Annotated in this window: 16 protein-coding genes; 7 read left to right on the plus strand and 9 right to left on the minus strand. The window is 40.6% G+C overall.

Annotated elements, in window-relative coordinates; genetic code table 11:
• Nucleotides 1-137 precede the first annotated feature (137 nt).
• From IGI49_RS08700 to IGI49_RS08720, 5 genes are all read left to right on the plus strand, one after another.
• Nucleotides 138-1,880, plus strand: coding sequence for an ABC1 kinase family protein (locus IGI49_RS08700; RefSeq protein ID WP_429964182.1), 1,743 nt, complete (start codon nt 138-140; stop codon nt 1,878-1,880).
• Between the two features lie 127 nt (nt 1,881-2,007).
• Nucleotides 2,008-2,901, plus strand: coding sequence for an SDR family oxidoreductase (locus IGI49_RS08705; RefSeq protein ID WP_429964183.1), 894 nt, complete (start codon nt 2,008-2,010; stop codon nt 2,899-2,901).
• A gap of 190 nt (nt 2,902-3,091) precedes the next feature.
• A complete protein-coding gene (amaP, locus tag IGI49_RS08710) occupies nt 3,092-3,670 on the plus strand; it encodes an alkaline shock response membrane anchor protein AmaP (RefSeq protein ID WP_429964184.1) in 579 nt (192 codons plus the stop codon).
• A 12-nt stretch (nt 3,671-3,682) separates the two neighbouring features.
• The gene (locus IGI49_RS08715; protein ID WP_429964185.1) at nt 3,683-3,871 is read left to right on the plus strand and encodes a DUF2273 domain-containing protein; all 189 of its coding nucleotides are present in this window, start codon (nt 3,683-3,685) and stop codon (nt 3,869-3,871) included.
• Nucleotides 3,872-3,883: 12 nt separating this feature from the next.
• On the plus strand, nt 3,884-4,399 hold the full coding sequence (locus IGI49_RS08720) for an Asp23/Gls24 family envelope stress response protein (RefSeq protein ID WP_207701033.1): 516 nt from the start codon (nt 3,884-3,886) through the stop codon (nt 4,397-4,399).
• A 36-nt stretch (nt 4,400-4,435) separates the two neighbouring features.
• On the opposite strand, the gene IGI49_RS08725 is transcribed toward IGI49_RS08720, so the two are convergent.
• Complete coding sequence (locus tag IGI49_RS08725) at nt 4,436-5,395, minus strand: P1 family peptidase (RefSeq protein WP_429964186.1); 960 nt, start codon at nt 5,393-5,395, stop codon at nt 4,436-4,438.
• A gap of 30 nt (nt 5,396-5,425) precedes the next feature.
• Nucleotides 5,426-6,244: a MurR/RpiR family transcriptional regulator gene (locus IGI49_RS08730; protein ID WP_429964187.1), complete on the minus strand. Its 819-nt coding sequence runs from the start codon at nt 6,242-6,244 to the stop codon at nt 5,426-5,428.
• A gap of 147 nt (nt 6,245-6,391) precedes the next feature.
• Here IGI49_RS08730 and IGI49_RS08735 point away from each other — a divergent pair, with 147 nt between their 5' ends.
• Both IGI49_RS08735 and IGI49_RS08740 read left to right on the plus strand, forming a co-directional pair.
• Complete coding sequence (locus tag IGI49_RS08735; RefSeq protein WP_429964188.1) at nt 6,392-7,090, plus strand: N-acetylmannosamine-6-phosphate 2-epimerase; 699 nt, start codon at nt 6,392-6,394, stop codon at nt 7,088-7,090.
• Nucleotides 7,091-7,123: 33 nt separating this feature from the next.
• A complete protein-coding gene (locus IGI49_RS08740) occupies nt 7,124-8,626 on the plus strand; it encodes a PTS transporter subunit EIIC (RefSeq protein WP_429964189.1) in 1,503 nt (500 codons plus the stop codon).
• 252 nt (nt 8,627-8,878) lie between these two features.
• Here the strand turns inward: IGI49_RS08740 and IGI49_RS08745 are convergent, their stop codons facing one another.
• The 7 genes from IGI49_RS08745 to IGI49_RS08775 all read right to left on the minus strand — a co-directional run bounded on the left by IGI49_RS08745 (nt 8,879) and on the right by IGI49_RS08775 (nt 17,757).
• Entirely contained in the window at nt 8,879-9,646 is a 768-nt protein-coding gene (locus IGI49_RS08745) for a helix-turn-helix domain-containing protein (protein WP_429964190.1), read from the minus strand.
• Nucleotides 9,647-9,663: 17 nt separating this feature from the next.
• Nucleotides 9,664-10,407 (minus strand): recombinase family protein, encoded by a 744-nt coding sequence (locus tag IGI49_RS08750; protein WP_429964191.1) that lies wholly within the window; start codon nt 10,405-10,407, stop codon nt 9,664-9,666.
• A gap of 197 nt (nt 10,408-10,604) precedes the next feature.
• The gene (locus tag IGI49_RS08755; RefSeq protein ID WP_429964192.1) at nt 10,605-13,985 is read right to left on the minus strand and encodes a hypothetical protein; all 3,381 of its coding nucleotides are present in this window, start codon (nt 13,983-13,985) and stop codon (nt 10,605-10,607) included.
• A gap of 105 nt (nt 13,986-14,090) precedes the next feature.
• Nucleotides 14,091-14,732, minus strand: coding sequence for a hypothetical protein (locus IGI49_RS08760; protein ID WP_429964193.1), 642 nt, complete (start codon nt 14,730-14,732; stop codon nt 14,091-14,093).
• A gap of 15 nt (nt 14,733-14,747) precedes the next feature.
• On the minus strand, nt 14,748-15,632 hold the full coding sequence (locus IGI49_RS08765; RefSeq protein ID WP_429964194.1) for a BsaA family SipW-dependent biofilm matrix protein: 885 nt from the start codon (nt 15,630-15,632) through the stop codon (nt 14,748-14,750).
• Nucleotides 15,629-16,384, minus strand: coding sequence for an LPXTG cell wall anchor domain-containing protein (locus tag IGI49_RS08770; protein WP_429964195.1), 756 nt, complete (start codon nt 16,382-16,384; stop codon nt 15,629-15,631). The genes IGI49_RS08765 and IGI49_RS08770 overlap by 4 nt, the downstream gene beginning before the upstream one ends.
• Before the next feature lie 41 nt (nt 16,385-16,425).
• Nucleotides 16,426-17,757: a hypothetical protein gene (locus tag IGI49_RS08775; protein ID WP_429964196.1), complete on the minus strand. Its 1,332-nt coding sequence runs from the start codon at nt 17,755-17,757 to the stop codon at nt 16,426-16,428.
• Nucleotides 17,758-17,807: the final 50 nt, after the last annotated feature.

Raw genomic sequence — 17,807 nt, forward strand, 5'->3', positions numbered from 1 at the left:
ACTCCTCAAACAAATTGTACCATATTTTACGATTAATTTGCAGCAACTTTACTAACACCACCTTTCTTTGTGTCTTCTTGCATTTTCTTGTAAGATAGAGTTAATCAACCAAACACCTCATAAAGGAGGGTGAACAAATGGTCGGATCTGGAAGAACCGCGCGCTTGAGACGGATTATCTCAGTCGCCAATAAATACAAGCTAATCAAAAATATTACTCAGCAAACCCACCCAGAAGAGGTGCGGGAAGCCTTTGAAGAATTGGGCCCTACCTTCATTAAGGTTGGACAAATGATGTCTGTACGAAATGATATTTTTACCCTTGACTTCACTAAAGAACTGCGAAAGCTGCAGGATAATGTAAAAACCGATGATTTTAAAGAAGTAAAACAGCTGGTTGAAAGTGAATTGGGTTTGCTTATCGAGGAGCTATTCAATTCCTTTGAGGAAATACCTTTTGCTTCTGCCTCTATTGCCCAAGCCCATCATGCGACATTGAAAAATGATGAAAAAGTCGTCGTTAAAGTGCAGCACCCTGGCATCGATAAAGAGATTGAGACTGATCTTTCATTATTTGAGAAAGCCTTGCCGTTAGCTAGCTGGGTTCCGGAAAGTAACGTTGTTGACCTGAAAAGTATTCTGAAGGAAATCCGTGAATCGCTGTCCAATGAATTAGATTTTCGCAAAGAGCTAGAGCATGCAGAGCGTTTCTATCAGCTGAATAACGGCTGGAAGGAAATTCGCTCCCCTAAAATGTTCGAAAGCTACTCAACGAAAAAAGTTTTATGTATGGAATTCATGCCTGGGAATAATTTGAAAGAATTAGTGAATTCTCCAGAAGATGAGATCGCCTACGAAGAGATCACCAACCAAGAATTGAAAGAAACAGTCAGCTCATTGTTGATTGACCATTTTATGAAACAGGTTTTTGAGGACGGCTTTTTCCATGCCGATCCACACACAGGAAACATGCTGCTACAGTTTTTAACCGAAGAGGAAAATCAGAAGGATCAAAAGCCTAAGGATAGCCATTACGAAGGAAAAATCGGCCCCTTCCCTTTCAACTTTGATTTTTCTACAACGGAACCGTTGCGACCCTTCCGTTTAAACTTCATCGATTTCGGTATGATGGGTGAAATTACTAAGGAAATGCAGTTGAAAATGAGCAATGTGATCATTGCCATCTACAGTAAAGATACGCAGCGAATTGCGAATGCCGTCTTAGCCATCTGCAAGCAAACTGGCCCCTTTTCAGAACAGAAATTTAACGAAGAGCTGGATGATTTTCTGAAGCGCTATTTAAATATGCCGGTAAAAGAAATTGATATTCAAAAGGTCTTCTCTCAGGTAGTAGTCATCTGTCACAATAATAATCTGCAAATCGATGACTCCATTACAATGCTGATAAAAGCCTTTGGAACACTAGAGGGAGTCATTGAGGAGCTGAATCCCGAGCTTTCCTTATTTGAAGTGATTTCACCCTTTGCCCAAAAATATTTCTTTGAACAATTTGACTTAAAGGAAGAATTACGTCAAACGGGATTGGACTATCTTGGCACCATGAGGGCTCTTCCTAAGCTGCCAAGTCATGCCCTTACTGTGTTAGAAACCTTCACTAAAGGTAAAGCCAAGTTGAATTTGGAATTTAAGAACCAACATATTTTGCTGGAACGAGCGGAAGCTATGGTCAATCGGTTAGTTATTGGTTTGATTCTTTCAGCATTAGTAATTGGTTCTTCACTGCTGGTGCAAACATCTCCCAGCGGAGGAACGTTTATTTCTAATTTAGGAATCTTTGGCTACGGCGCCGCTGCTATTTCCATCTTGTTTCTAGTAGCTGAAAGCTTATATCGCCGTTATAAAAAATGGCGGGAAAAATAATTTATTTGCACGAATGGGCGCCTTGCTCTTCGTGCTTTTTTTTATTACAACAAAATGCACAAGCACATAATTGTGTTATTTCCCCTCTTCCCGATAGACTGAAATTACCTGAAGGAGGAGTTTATTTATGACAGAACCTATTTTAAAAGATCCAAGAAAAATGTATCGACAAGAAGGTTTCGCTAAACAAGACCAAGAGACACCTGCCCAAGAAGAATACATGCGTGAAAAACCTGATTGTGGTGAAGAAAGCTATAAAGGCAACCACAAATTAGAAAATCGTCGTGTTCTTATTACAGGTGCCGACTCAGGGATTGGCCGAGCAGCAGCGATCGCTTATGCGCGGGAAGGTGCAGATGTAGCCTTCCAATACCTGCCAGGTGAAGATGAAGACGCTAAAGAAGTAGCTAAGTATATTGAGGATGCTGGTCGTAAAGCAGTATTACTGGCTTATGATCTACGAGATGAATCAGCACCAAAAGAAATCGTAAAAAGAGCCGTCGAAGAATTAGGCGGCTTGGATACGATGGTGATGAACTCTGCGCAACAAATTTCATGGCCTTCCATTGAAGAATTACCGATTGAACAAGTAAAGGACACCTATTTGGTGAATATTATTTCAATGTTTGCTTTAGTGAAGGAAGCTCTACCCCATTTGCCTGCTGGAAGCTCCATTATTACAACAACTTCCGTTCAAGCCTTTAATCCAAGTCCACATTTATTGGATTATGCGACGACAAAAGCAGCGATTGCCAACTTTACTGTCGGTTTAGCACAACAATTAGCTGAAAAAGGTATTCGAGTAAATGGTGTTGCGCCCGGTCCAATCTGGACTCCACTGCAATTAGACCAAGGTCAGCCCAAAGATGCCCTGCCAGAATTCGGTCAAGATTCATTACTAGAGCGTGCTGGTCAGCCCGCTGAACTTGCACCAGTTTACGTTTTCTTAGCTTCTAATGACGCCAGCTATGTAACTGCTCAAATTTACGGTGTAACCGGCGGCGAACCAATTAACTTATAAAAAAAGATTTTTTTGAAGAGATCAAAACGGTGGAAACGCCGTCCTGATCTCTTTTTCATACACAAAAAGAGCCTGGAGTCAATAGTTTTTTAGAAATTCTAAAGCATATCATTTTACTTTGTTCACGGTTTATTTTATGATCGTAATGTAAACAAATTAATTAATCTGACGAAAGCTAAGGAGGGTTGTTATGAACAAGGGTCTAAAGTCTTTGCTGATAATTATATCGCTAATCTTACTATCTGTTTTTCTATCAATTGTTGTTATTAATTCACACATTGTGAATATTCCAATGCAATTGGGACCAGCGAGGTATTTCACATTGACAAACTACATCGCTCAACAATATTTATTCTGGGTTGGCGCTGTTTTAGCGATCTTGATGATTTTGGCGATCTTGGTCATTATCTTCTACCCTAAAACAACTGGCAAATTTACGCTAAAGGATAATCATGGAAAATTATCGTTGGATAAACGCGCTATTGAGGGCTATGTTCGTACAAGCATCAACCAAGGAGACTTCATGAACTCCCCTAAGGTGAATGTTAAAGCTACGAATAATAAGATAAAAATTAGGGTCAAAGGAAACTTAAAACGTACCTCATCAATGATCGGCAAAATGGATCTTTGGGCAGCACAAATGCAAGATGAACTGATGCGTGTGCTTGGCCCGAAAGAAAAAGTAGTCGTTGATGTTAAATATGTCGGATTTGAAGACGATCAAAAACAACGTGAAAAAGTATCATCAGATCAGCCGCGAGTAGAATAAGGAGGGGAAACGATGCAAGAGTATTTCACTAAAGACAAGTTGCCCCTTATTTTCGGGGTGATCGGTTTTATCCTGGCTGTACTGTTTTTTACAGTGGGCTTCTTTAAAACCATTTTATTAATCATTATCACAGGTATCGGTGTCGCTATCGGAAAATATCTAAAAGATAACGGCATACTAGACAATTATTTAAAAAAATAGGGGGAATTTACCATGGAAAACAAAACAACAATGACTAATACACAAGCAGCAGCAGGTACAACAAATGTACGAGGAGAATTAACTTACGAAGATAAGGTTATTCAAAAAATTATCGGAATCGCTTTAGAAAATATCGACGGTCTATTAACTGTTGATGGCGGCTTCTTCTCAAATATCAAAGACAAATTAGTAAACAGCGACGATGTAACTGCTGGAATCAACACTGAAGTTGGTAAAAAGCAAGTCGCAGTTGATATGGATATCGTTGCAGAATACGGTAAAGATATTGAAAAAATTTACGACGAAATGAAAGGCTTAATCATTGAAGAAGTGAAGAAAATGACTCACTTAGACGTGGTTGAAGTTAATGTAAATGTTGTAGACATTAAAACTCGTGCTGAATACCAAGACGAAAGTGAAACTGTACAAGACAAAGTAAGCAATGCAGCTGAATCAACTGGTAAATTTGCTTCTCGTCAAACAGACAAAGCACGTAATGCAATGGAATCAGAACCACGCGTTCAATAATCTCACTGCTTAAAAAGCTGATCCGAGAAAATCGGATCAGCTTTTTTTTGCGTAATACTCTTTACAGGACAGGTAGTCACCATACGTTTCAGCCTGCTTTACCCCATCCAAAATTGCTTGTCTAACGGCCTCGACGGTCAAGATCGACACTGCTTCAAAGGTTGCCTCAATTTGATTGGCACAAAGCACAAACATTGTATCCCCATCAAAGGTTGTATGAGCAGGACGAACAGCTCGGGCAATCCCGTTGTGGCTAATATCCGCTAATTTATTAACCTTAGCTTTAGGCAAGGTTGCATTGGTCATCACACAACCGATTACTGTATTCCCTGAATACATATCCCGCATATCTTGATACCGCTCCAAAAAAATGGCTTCCGAACAACCAATTTTTTGTCCATCGCGTGCTCCAGCCAGAAAAATTTGCTGCTGTTCATCATAAATATCACCGACAGCATTGACTGCCACAACCGCTGAAACAAATAGTTCTTTATGCTGGATCGTACAGCTGCCAATTCCGCCCTTCATAGCATTCTCACGGCCGTTCATATTGCCGACACTCGCCCCTGTTCCAGCTCCAACATTTCCAGCTGAAAAGGGCTCATTTTTGAAAGCAGCCTCACAAGCTTGATACCCAAAGCGGCTGTCTGGGCGAACATCCTGGCGACCCATGCCTAAATCAAACAAACTGGCCCCACTGACATTTGGGACTACTCCCAGACCGACATCTCGACCGATTTGATGTTCCTCCAAGTAGTTCACGACACCATCACTGGCAGACAATCCAAAGGCACTGCCGCCAGATAAAGTTACGGCATGGACTGCTTTACGATTGTTTTCCGATTTTAATGCATCTGTGTCGCGCGTATTCGGCGAACCGCCCCGTACACAAACACCACCGGTCGCACCATCCTCAGCTATAATCACCGTACACCCCGTCATCGCTTCCGTATCTGTACAATGGCCCACTTTGAAAAATGGTTGAATCCCTTCCATGCTCCCCCTGCTTTCTGTATGCTAATTAAACTAATCGATGCTCTTGTCTAAAATGGAACGCAGCACCTTTGCCCGCAACTCCACAGAATCAATATTATTTTTCACTTCATAGCCCTGTACCAATAAATCACAAAGATACAGCTGAGAGATCTTCCCAGCCAAAGACGCACCATCTAAAAATTCCTGAACAGCTGTCTGCAGTACAATATCTGCCAGCTCTGCAATGGGTGAGGATAAATAGTTGGTAATCGCCAATACCTTCGCTTGATTTTGTTTAGCAATTTTCAAGGAATTGTACGTATCCTTGGTTTTTCCTGATAAAGAAAACCCGATAACCAGATCCTTTTCAGTTAACAACGAAGCAATTTGTGCCTGAAAATGTGGATCAATAACCGTACAAGAGTGTACCCCGACCCTTAAAAACATTGCTTCTAAATCTTTTCCAGTATTTCCACTGGAACCTACACCAAACATATAGATGCGCTCCGCCTCAGTAATCGCCTGAATCGCTTGATCCAGCTTCCCTGAATCCAGCAAATGATTGGTAGTTTTTAACGAATCATTCACCTTTTGAGCTGTTTTATCGAAAACATTGGCAGTCTGAGAATCCTCTTGCTGCTTGCTGAAATCTTCTTTAGCAATCTCGATTTTTAAATCAGAAAAACCAGAAAAATCCAGCTTTTGGCAGAAACGAATAATGGTCCCATCGCCAACATTGGTGGCTGCTTTGATATCACTCATCGTACTGTAAACAATTTTTTCACCACTAGACAAAATATAGTCCGCTACCTTTTTCTCTGATTTCGTCAAGCTAGAATAGCTTTCCTGAATTTTATACGTAATTGTCACTGATTCACCTTCTTTACTTCTCTCACTTAACGATTATACGTCAAAAAAAATTTTTTTTCATTTCTTATTTACAGAGTTGAAAGCGCGTGCTATAGTCTGATTGGAGAATTAATCCAAAATAATATATAAACGGAGGATAATTGGAGCGTGGAAAAATCAACATTTCTTGACTTGATAAAGAATGGCTTAGTCGTTTCTTGTCAAGCATTGCCTGGAGAACCACTATACACCGAAGAAGGAGGAATCATGCCTCTCATGGCTGTTGCAGCAGCACAAGCCGGAGCTGTCGGCATCCGAGCGAATACTGTTCGTGACATTCGTCAGATTAGAGAAACAATTTCTTTACCTGTCATCGGAATCATCAAACGAAATTATCCATCTAGCGAAGTATTCATTACTGCGACAATGAAGGAAGTAGATGAATTAGCTGAAACAAATGTAGAAGTAATTGCGCTAGACTGCACCCTGCGAGAACGTCCCGATGGTCAAAGCATTAACAGCTTTATCCAGCAAATCAAAGTTAAGTATCCAAATCAATTATTTATGGCGGATATTTCCACCTACGAAGAAGCCAAAAATGCTTTTGAAGCAGGCATTGATTTTATTGGCACCACCTTATGCGGGTACACAAAGGAAAGTGCTGGCAGCGAAGTACCAAATTTTGAATTAATCGAAGCAATGGTTGCTGATGGAATGACGGTCATTGCGGAAGGACAGATTCGGACACCTGAGCAGGCAAGAAATATTAAAGATCTGGGTGTGGCAGGTGTTGTGGTAGGCGGTGCAATCACCCGTCCCAAAGAAATTACCGCTCGCTTTATTGAAGCTTTAACCAAAGAAAATTGATCGAAGCAGTCAACAGGACAAGGAGGAAAACAAATGTTTAAGAAATTTTCACAGTTAGGACGCGCATTTATGCTGCCAATCGCTATTTTACCGGCAGCTGGTTTGTTGTTAGGTCTAGGTGGCGCACTGACCAATGAGAGTGCTGTAGCGGCCTATCCTTTTTTAAATCAAGGATGGCTGCAAACTATCTTAAGTATCATGAGCTTTGCCGGAAATGCTGTATTTGCTAATTTGGCTCTGATTTTTGCTATCGGTATTGCTGTTGGTTTAGCAAAGGGTGACAAAGGAACAGCTGGTTTAGCTGGCGGAGTAGCATTTTTAGTTTATACCGCAACGATTAGCGGGCTATTGCAATTATTCTCAGCAGAAGATGCCAGCATCGATACAGGGGTTGTTGGATCGATTGTAATTGGTGGAACCGTAGCCTTCTTGCACAATCGTTACCGTAAAATCGAGCTGCCTCAATTTCTAGGGTTCTTTGGCGGATCACGCTTCATTCCAATCGTATCTTCCTTTGCCGCAATCGTTATTGGGTGCTTCTTCTATTTGATCTGGCCGCCAATTCAAAATGTACTGGTAGCCGCTGGACACCAAATCGCTGAAATGGGCAGCATCGGAACCTTCTTCTATGGATTCCTGCTGCGATTGACTGGCGCTGTTGGATTGCACCACACGATTTATCCCTTGTTCTGGTATACATCCTTAGGTGGCGTGGAAACGGTTGCGGGTGCTTCGGTCTCTGGAGCTCAAAATATTTTCTTCGCTCAATTAGCTGATCCAAGTCATACTGGACTATTCACTTATGGTACTCGTTTCTTTGCTGGACGTTTCGCTACTATGATGTTCGGGTTACCAGCAGCCTGCTTTGCTATGTACCGGGCAATTCCTAAAGAAAACCGTGAGAAAAGTGGCGGACTGTACTTTAGTGGTGCCTTGACTTCCTTCTTAACCGGGATTACTGAACCTATCGAGTATATGTTTCTGTTTGTTGCCCCATGGCTCTATGTCATTCATGCATTCTTAGATGGACTATCCTTCTTCTTTGCCGATATTTTAAATATCCGCATTGGTAACTCCTTCTCTGGTGGTTTGATTGACTTTCTACTTTTCGGTGTACTGCAGGGCAACGATAAAACAAACTGGATCAAAGTTATCCCCTTCGGTATTGCTTGGGCCTTCATTTATTACTTTGTTTTCAGCTTCTGTATCAAGAAATTCAAGGTAGCGATTCCTGGTATGGAGGATGATAACGAGCTAACCGTTGAAGATGACTCCTCTGCCCCAACTTCTCTACAAGAAGAGTCTTGGCAAATTATTGAAGCTCTAGGTGGCGACGAAAACATTGAATCTGTCACCGCTTGTGCTACACGTTTGCGGGTAGCTGTTAAAAATGGTGAAAAAGTTCAGAAGCCTGTTTTCAAGAAACTGGGAGCGACAGCTGTTTTCGAAGTACAAGGCGGAATCCAAGCCGTTTTTGGTGGAAAAGCCGACTTGTTCAGCCAAGAAATTAATCAGCTATTGGGTAGAGATGATTAATTAAAGGAGCTAGGTCAGAAATTATAGTTCGGAACTGACTTAAAAAACTAACGAGACAGAAACAGAAAAGCATTTCCTAGGCTGCTGATTACCGATATTCTACTGGTGATCGGCAGCCTAATTTTTGCTTTCTTTTTAGGATAGAATTGACTATCTAAATGAACCCGTCAATAACTATATATCTGTCATTTTTGGCAATTCTCTCTCAAATTGAAAAACACTCAACCTTAACCGATTGAGTGCTTCAATTCATTAATTCATAGCAGAATAATACTTCAATTCCTCTAATTGTTGCGAACCTTCCAACCAGTATTCATAAAATGCACTGCTTAACTTGTAGCCTCTGCCCCATAGTGTCGTGATGGTTTCACCAGTGATGCCATGGGTCTCAAATTTATGCTTCAACTTGTTTATCAAGCAAGACAACTGGCTCATATTCGAAGACGTACTGCCATCTTGCCATAAACAATCGCACAGTTCTTGTCGAGATAGAACTCCGCTAGTGGAATAGGATTGGATCAAGCATTCAAAAACCCGTTTTTCTGTTTTGGACAAACTCTTAATTAGCAGTTTCAAACTATTTGGGGTGGTATCTTCTCCTTGCGTCGTAGGGAAGGTCAGAATTTGATTACCTGTTACTACATCTTGCTTCATTTGTTGCTGAAGCTCGTTCATTTTTTCTCGTAGAAGTTCATAACTGGTTTCTTTTGCAACCCAGTCTACCAATCCTTGTTCTTGCCAGTAGCTTTGCTCTTCCTCATTAGGAATGTTTTCCACCACTCGTAGAACTAATAGTGGATGATTTTTCAACATTTGCAGAATCTGTTCTACTTCTGAGTTACAAAGACTTTCACTTAAGATAATCCATTGAAAATAGGAAAGAAAAGGACTAACCGTACCTGTTTTCAGACGTTTGAATAAATCTGTCGAACAAAGAATCTCACAATTCATTCGCTGTAATTTTTGGACTAGCGGTTCTTCTGCTAAGGAATTTTTCGTTAAAATAAGTACGTGTTGCATGGGGATTCACCTTCTCTTCAAATTTTTGATGTTTTCTTCTCTTTTATAGGCGGCTTTGTCTCGGTTTCTTCCGTATCGATCAATACATTCCACAGGATAACTAACGTCACAACCACACAAATAGCCACTTGAATCCACAGTTGATCAAAATAAGATTCGGCTAGCTTGATACTAAAAATTGCCAGTAGGAAACAAATGACTAAGATAATTGCTAGTTGGACTTGTTTTAGTTCTTGTTGCACACGATAGGCTGTCTCTATTGGCACTCGCTTTTGTTGTGCCACTTGTCGAACAGAGCTTTTCTCTACCAATAGCCAGATCATTTCGCGATAGAGTTTGCGAGCTTCCGGTTCTTTGCTAAATAAAGAGTAAGCATCTTTACTACGGTCTCTTTCTTTGCCAGCTTTGACCAGTACTGGATGTAGTAGGCGATCATTGCGCAATGACCAGCGAAAAACTTGGCGCCATTCTTCGATGGTTAGTTGAGGCAAGTTCAATACATCCAAGGTTAATTCTTGTGTTTCCAACTGATCCAGACAAGCTAGCAACTGACGATAATCGCGAGAAACAACCTCCCAAGAAGCAATCACCAAATGGTCTCCAGGTTGGGCAAAATTCATTAAAGCCTGAAAGTCACTTGTTGGTGAATGTAAAGCTTCTACCTCCTGAGCGCCATCAGAAAAGAGTTCGTCCACTGGGTAATCTTCCAGCATATCCAATTGTTGGGTCAGTTGATACCCGCGTGCATAGCCAAGATTCATCGTGTCCTTCCTCTTTCTGTTGGAGTTTTTCTTCGGTTAGTGCCCGATTGTTTCCTATTTCGTAACAACCGGGTAATCTGTGTCTGCAAATCCTGTTGGCTTCGCATTAGCGAGAACAGCAGATAGCTTTGAACTAGCACGATCAGACCCAATACTAGTAATAAGAGATAGACCATGTTCTGTCTCGCCTCTTTCGTTTATTTGGTTTTGATTTTTCCTAGATCGTTCTTTTTGTAATCCCAGCTATAAGGTTGTGGGCCTTCTTGATTCAACTTTGGTTTTAGATAAATAGTGATGAAGTATTCTTCGTCATCATAAAGATCATCTCGTTGGAAAATTAACGAAGCCTTATTACTATCTGCTTCTGTTTTCCCTGAATGGCTTGTGCCATTTGCATCCACATTTCCCAACGTCAGATAATTTCCAACCGACTCATAATATTCAGGAATAATAAGCTTCAGTTCCAATTCATCCAACGGATCGTCCATATGCTCTGCATTTACAGCAATCGTTTCAAAAGCTGGATTATCAGCATTCTTTCCTGACGAAATCCTCACCTGTCGTAACTGATCAGCATTTTCTGTCGTTGTTCCGGACACTCCATCGTAATCGTTGGTTGCCATCCGTAGATAGCCTTCTTCTGGTACGACCAACTGATTGGAATCTCCTACAATAACTTGACGTACGTGTAGAAGAATATCACCAGTAAGGGTAACATCTAGCCCGCCAAGAGTTGGTTTTGTCGTTCCTGATTGATGATTACCATCCACTGGTCCATCCCATTCGTAACGAATCATAGCTGGTCCATCCGGTGGACTGGAATCAATTAAGTTAGGTTGAGTAGCCGTCTTGATTGCATTAAGATTGACCACTTGAAGTTTTGCAGGATTAGTCGTCTTATCCGCCAATACCGGCAATTCAGCATCTGTTTCATGAGTAGAGTCATAATAGTCATACACACGGACATTCCCTCGATTTAATACATCAGCCGCAGTGTGTTCACCTCTTAAACGATATGGTAAAGAATAATCATCTGCATAATAAACCACACCATTGGTATCAATAGGCGTTACTTTTGGATTCGTTTCACTATTTGGCACTGTATTTTTCGTAGTGACGAATACCCAGACACGATTCTTGATTTCAATGCCGCTTTCTGGCTTGTAGGCCACATCTACTGGATAAGGTTTTGCTACAGTGGCTTCTCTTAAGGCTTTTAGCTGAACAGTATCCACTGTCACCTTTGTTGAAAGCTTGCTGGAATCAGAACCGTCTTCATCTAACCCACCGCCCTGATCTCCATCTGTACTTCCATGCTTAGTTAAACTCCAAGCCATTGTTTTTGCCAACTCTTTAAATTTGTTTTCATCAGGAATTGTTGAGTCGATTCCCGTTAATGGTATATGGAAGTTTTGCGCATCCAATGCATACTTATCATCTTCGTCAACAATTGTTTCAGTACCCTTTTTATTTACCCAGCGTGAAGTAACACTAGGTTGACTTTGAGAATCCGTGACAAAATAAGTAACCAATTGTGGACCTGTAGTAGTCTTATCAAACCCCAACTTCTCCCATTCGATAGCAGCAGTAGAATTTTTAGGATTTCGATTAATTCTTTTTTGCAACCATTCAGCCCGACCTGCAGCTGTTCCAGCAATTGCTGAATCATTACTATCAAAATGGTCATAAACTTCGATTGCAGTACTATCAGGATCAGTTCCATTAGAAACAGTTCCATTTTTTTTACCAGTAATTAACCATCGGTCCAACGTACTCCATCCTAGATAATTTGCATCCGTTGGATTTAAAATATGACCGTCTGTAAGATCAACAGTAATTGAATTTTCTTGTTTTATTATCGGAGCATAATCGTCTTCAATTTTTAATGTACCGATAAGTGCACTTTCAGCAGAAGGCACTCCAGATTCCGCAGTAAAACTTGGTTCAATATTTTCATCAATCATATATTTATGAGTGGGAAAACTATCATAATCCTTTGTATATCCCGCAATAAATATCTCGTTATTTTCACCTTCAAGTGCAAAACTTGCTGATACTACTCCACCAACTTCAATTGCTCTTAAACTTCTGACATTTAAGTCTTCAGAAGAACCCGTAATACCAGTCATGGCTCCACTAATAAAATAGTAATTACTACTTAACCTATTTGAATAGTATTCAGAATAGAACTCCCCACTTAGTTTCGGCGTAGAGCCATAGTAAGCAAATCCACCTTGTCCGTCTGGATAGAAATTTATGATTGTTCCCGCAGGATAGGTTTTAACAACTTCATCTTGGAAGGTTGTTAAATTTACCCGAATCAATTCACAATTTTTTCCATCATCAGCAAAAAAATACACGAACTCATCATTGCATAAACTTTTAACAACTGAGTATGTTATCATTTTATTAGCTAGAACATTTTTACGAATAGTTGCAATGTCTAAGTGCTGATATACTCTTTTTTTTACTATGGGAAAAACTTCCCCACCATTACTACTCACTTCTGTATCACCTATATCTTCATTGCTGAATATTTGAAAAGTACGTAATGATCGAGGGCTTTCGCTACCATTTACAGTTACTACATAATTTATATTCCCAAAAGTATAATTATTTCTTTTGTAGAGTCCTGCACCTAGACTTCCCATAACACCACCATTAAATATCTCAAATAGTCCCAGATTTTCCTCAACTAATAGACTTTGTAAAGTATAATGATGACTTGATTTTGCATTGAATTTATCCCCTGTCCATCCACTAGTATTGACTGTTCCTACAGATATTCTTTTATTGTAAATTCCACCTGTATAAGTCGAACGACCTGTAATTAGAGCATCATCAGAGTAGTCACTAAACTGATCAATTATTGCCATGGAAATCACCCCTATTCCTGCTCCTGGATTACCAACATCTTTTTTTTCGAATAGCGTTCTTTCTATGTTCACAGAACCGCCAACTTCATTGACGGTATATCTAAAGAAATCCCCATTCTCAGCACTTACTAGAAAAGCATTACCTTCTTTATTGAATAATTTAGAAAGTATTCTATGATTTAGATTAATCTTTGTTCCTTCATTATCCACAGCTAATTGATTTCCACGTTTATCATAAACAGCTGTTCGCGCGATGCCACCCGTATCGCTTCCGCTAATTGAAAACAAAACAAAATAATTACCTCCTTTTGTCTCTTCAACGTCGATAATATCGCAACCAATGGGTAGTATCTTTCCATTTTTAATTGCAGGTGTACTTCCATAAGCCGTTATTACACTTTTATTCATAATTGGGACTTCTGCTTCTCCCTGAACGTATTCCTTAAATGGTGGAGTCAAATCTTTTATGGCTTGTTCTTTCAATTCTTTTGCATCGAAAGGCAACTCAAACTCATTTGCTCCACCTTCATCCAGTTTAATCGTATTTGTCGGATGTGCAGATACTTCTTCTTTTTTCTCTTTAAAACTGTTCATTCCGAACACTGAACCAATACCTATGACTACTAAAATCAAAAATGTTCCAATAACTTTTTTCACTCTCTTATTGGCAAACAATGTATACACAGTTCTCTTCTTGTTCACTGTTGTGACCCCTCCCCACAATACTCATCAAATCAATGCTTTAGTCATAAAACACTCACCTCATGAGTGCTGATTTAGTTAGAAAGGACATAGATTTCTATGCCCTTATATTGAGTTTTCCACTTTCGTTCTCAATGCATCATCTACTGCTTTTAACGGCTGATCCGTTGGTATGTTTCCTTGCCACCAAGCATCCCGATAAGCAAATTCTGCACAATTGACTGTCTCTACCTTTAAATAAATAGAGAAAGTAGTTTTGTCATATTGTTTAGCTAAGCTATCCGACAATTTGATGGACTCGAAAAGTTTGCTAGTCGTTTTTTTAGGTTCCACAGCTTCCTTGATATAGTAGTAATAACCATCGCCGCCATCTTTCCAATCGGTTATTGCCATGTTCTCTAAAAGAAGATCTTTGCCAATTACTAGCGGTAATACTTGTTTGTTGGTATCACCAGCAATCGGTGCTCGAACTTCTGGCAAGACCATCACGCGAATGAATTGTTTGATCGTCCCAGTATTCTCAATCAGTACTTCTTTCTTAACATCCTTACCTGTTTCTATTTCAGTAATATCAGTAAAATCTTCCAGTAGCTTCGTCTCTACTTGCCCAACTTGAAAATCATTGGCTTTTTGATCCTGTGCAGTCATTGCTGCGTAAACAAAATAGCTGCCACCAATCAATAGAAGGACAAGAGCTAATGTGAATCCTACATAAATGAGTCGCCTCTTTTTCTTTCGATTTCTCATCTCTTCCCTCCTCGATTAGTGCAGCTTAGTTTGATACATGTCATAGGCAAAGTCTGTGGATGTAATTCCCCAATCAGAGATTAGACTTTTCGTGATATCATGGGCATCCATCAAAGGAACGAGCTTATACAAAGCGCCTTTATATTGATTGGCATAAGCTGGATTCAGCGTAACGCTTTCCAACAAGTCCTCAGTACTTTCGTTTGGCTGGAGAATCTCTGAATAGTAGAAATACCCCTTTTCGTAATACCAATAATCCGCATCTCCGGCAATCGGTTTCTTAGCTTGGTCAAACAGCTTAGTTGTTTGGAAATTCAGCTCCATTGCTTTTAACGGCATCGTCCGACCAGTATCGTTATAGACATAAGCCAATGAATGATCATCCACTGGATTACAGATTGCTTGATTGACTTTGTAATACTTATTGGCATACACACTGTAGTAATTGTTAACTTTCCATGTAGTTGTTTCCTTAACCTTGATCGTATTATTTGGTAAAACGCTGGTAGCTGGATAAACGACTAAGTTGCCATTTCCCTTTTCAACAGCTGGATTTTCCCGATGATTATCTGCCACATTCGTTTCAAAACTAACAAAAAACTCATGCAAGGAAAGTCGAACAATCGCTGGTACTTCGCCATTATTGGTCACGCGTATTTCTTTCTTCTTTGATGTCCCTGGTGACCAGTGAAAGACTTGCGTAAAGTCTTCCTCCACCACGGCCGACAACTTTCGTTGATTGGCATCGGTTCGATTCACCCGTTCATCGGCAGAAGTAATCCAAGCATAGGTACTGCCTACTACTAATAACAGGCTTAACACCAGAGAGAAGCAGGCGAACAATCCTTTGCTGTGGACAAAGGTCTGAAACAAATGTTTTCGCTTTTCCTTTTGATTCATTCCTGCTCCTCCTCTTGACGTTTTTTCCATAAGAACAAGACAATCAATATCAGCAACAATCCGGTCAGAAATAAATAGACCAATTCTTCACCCGTTTGCGGCAACAGCTTACGTGCGGTCGGTGCTCCTTGATCGGTTGCTGGTAGGTTGCCTGAACTGCTGGGGAGAGTACTTGGTACCGTCGGCTCTGTTGGCTTCGTTGGTTTGGTTGGTGGTGTAGGAGCAGGTGATTGATCCTTGGTACCCACAAAATTCCAAATAAAATTCAGCGTACTTTTTTCAATCAGATTCTCGTTGGTTAAACTAGAATCGATGGTAAACGTCGCATGCATGACTTTATCTGTCCCATAGGTACAAACACCCAATTCCAGAGGGGTTTTACTCCAGTCTTTACTGTCATCCCCCAGCAATGAACCCTGATAAATTTCTTTGCCATCTAGAACCAAGGTCATGGTAATATGGTTCTTCCAGTCTACTGAACCAGTAGAGTCGATCTCTTCAGCCAACATTCCTAAGGAAAAGGGTTCTTCCAAATCCAAACTGCGAATCGTTATTTCTTTTTCAAAGACATCTCCGGGGAGAATATCCACTAAGTCAATGTAGTATTCTCCCTCAGAGGTGGCATACATCCCATCCGAATCGCCGATCACCATGCCAGGGGGAAGTGCTTTTGCCGCGTACACGGTGGATATGCCGCAAAAGAAGAAACAGAAACACAGGATGCTGCTTGCTAACACGATAAGCTTTCTCAACCTCTGTCACTTCTCCCTTCTTTTCATGGCGTGCGCATGGCTTAGATGCCTGCTTTAAGTTTGGTTACAATTGTCAACGTATCGCCTGTTGGTGTTGAACCGCCACCCAAGTGCCAGCCCGCTGAATCAATTAACGCATCAGCATTAGCTTGAACGGCTTCCATTTTTACAACTAAGTCGTACGAAGCATTGGTATATTCTGCGCCCATTGTACTTTCAAAGACTAGTTTTTCCAATAAGTTCTTGGTTGTTTCGCCAGATTTTACTGGAACAGTGTAATAGAACCAGCCATCGTCTTTGTTGTAGACCCACTTGTCATTGCCTAAAGTAGCGACATCTGTTACATCTGCACTATAGCCGATCCGAATCTCACTCTTACCTAAACCATTTGTATCTGCTTGAACACCTTTTTTACCAGTTGCTGTTGGGACTTGATCTCCAACTGTTGCAGGTGTAACTCCTGGCAAGCCAGGAGAAGCTGGCAAACCTAGTCCCGCAAGGGTGTAATCATAATCCACACTGTAACGAACACCAGTTGTTCCTATTAATGCACGACCTGTTACGTTGGTTCCATCTGCATCAGCAAGGGAAGAAGCCGCCCAGTTAACAACTGAATTCTTATATCCATCTTCGTAGTAGCCGTATTCTATATTAGTCAAAGCAAAGTTCCAGTCTTTGGCATCCAATTTGCTGTTTTCAGTGGTAACCGTGATATTGAACTTCATCGATTGGTATTTATTTTTGCTGGCATCGTATGTGCCATCTCCAGGAACATATCCGCTATTATCCGGATGAGAGAAATATTCATGCATTAGTTTCGCTTCATAACTGATTTTCTCAGCACCAGTAACTGCATCGATCGTTTTTCCACCTTTGACCAATAATTTCACATCGTCATGATCAGGAGTTGTTAAACCAGTAATTTGGCCAGCAGGTACTTGAACAAAACCATCTTTGTATGCTTGATCACCATTAGTGTTGATTGGCATATGTTTGCCTAATCCTGAATCATTCGCAACATATTTATATTTAGGATCTGCTTTATCGCCAGTCCCTGTAGTTGCCCCATGCTTTTCAGCACCTAGTTTATTCAAATGCTTCAATACTTCTTCGTAAGACACCCGAACAAATACACTCGCAGTACCTGTATTCGATACCGCAACCTCTTTGGTTGCTTCGGTTCCTGGTACTAACGGTTTTGGTTCCCATGTTTCTTTTACCGTTACACTGTTGTCACTTACTGCTGCGGATTCTGCCCGGTTAATCCGTTGATCCTGGGCAGTGATCCAAGCAAATGTCCCCGAGATGGCTGCGATTAACGCTAAAGCTGCTGCGGCAGCCATCAGCTTTTTCTTTTTGTTATTCTTCTTCATTCCTTTTTCCTCCTATACATCCTTTTTTTACTTTTTATATAAATACTTGT

Source organism: Enterococcus sp. AZ071, assembly GCF_050499065.1.
In the GTDB taxonomy this organism is placed as follows: Bacteria; Bacillota; Bacilli; order Lactobacillales; family Enterococcaceae; genus Enterococcus_A; species Enterococcus_A ferrettii.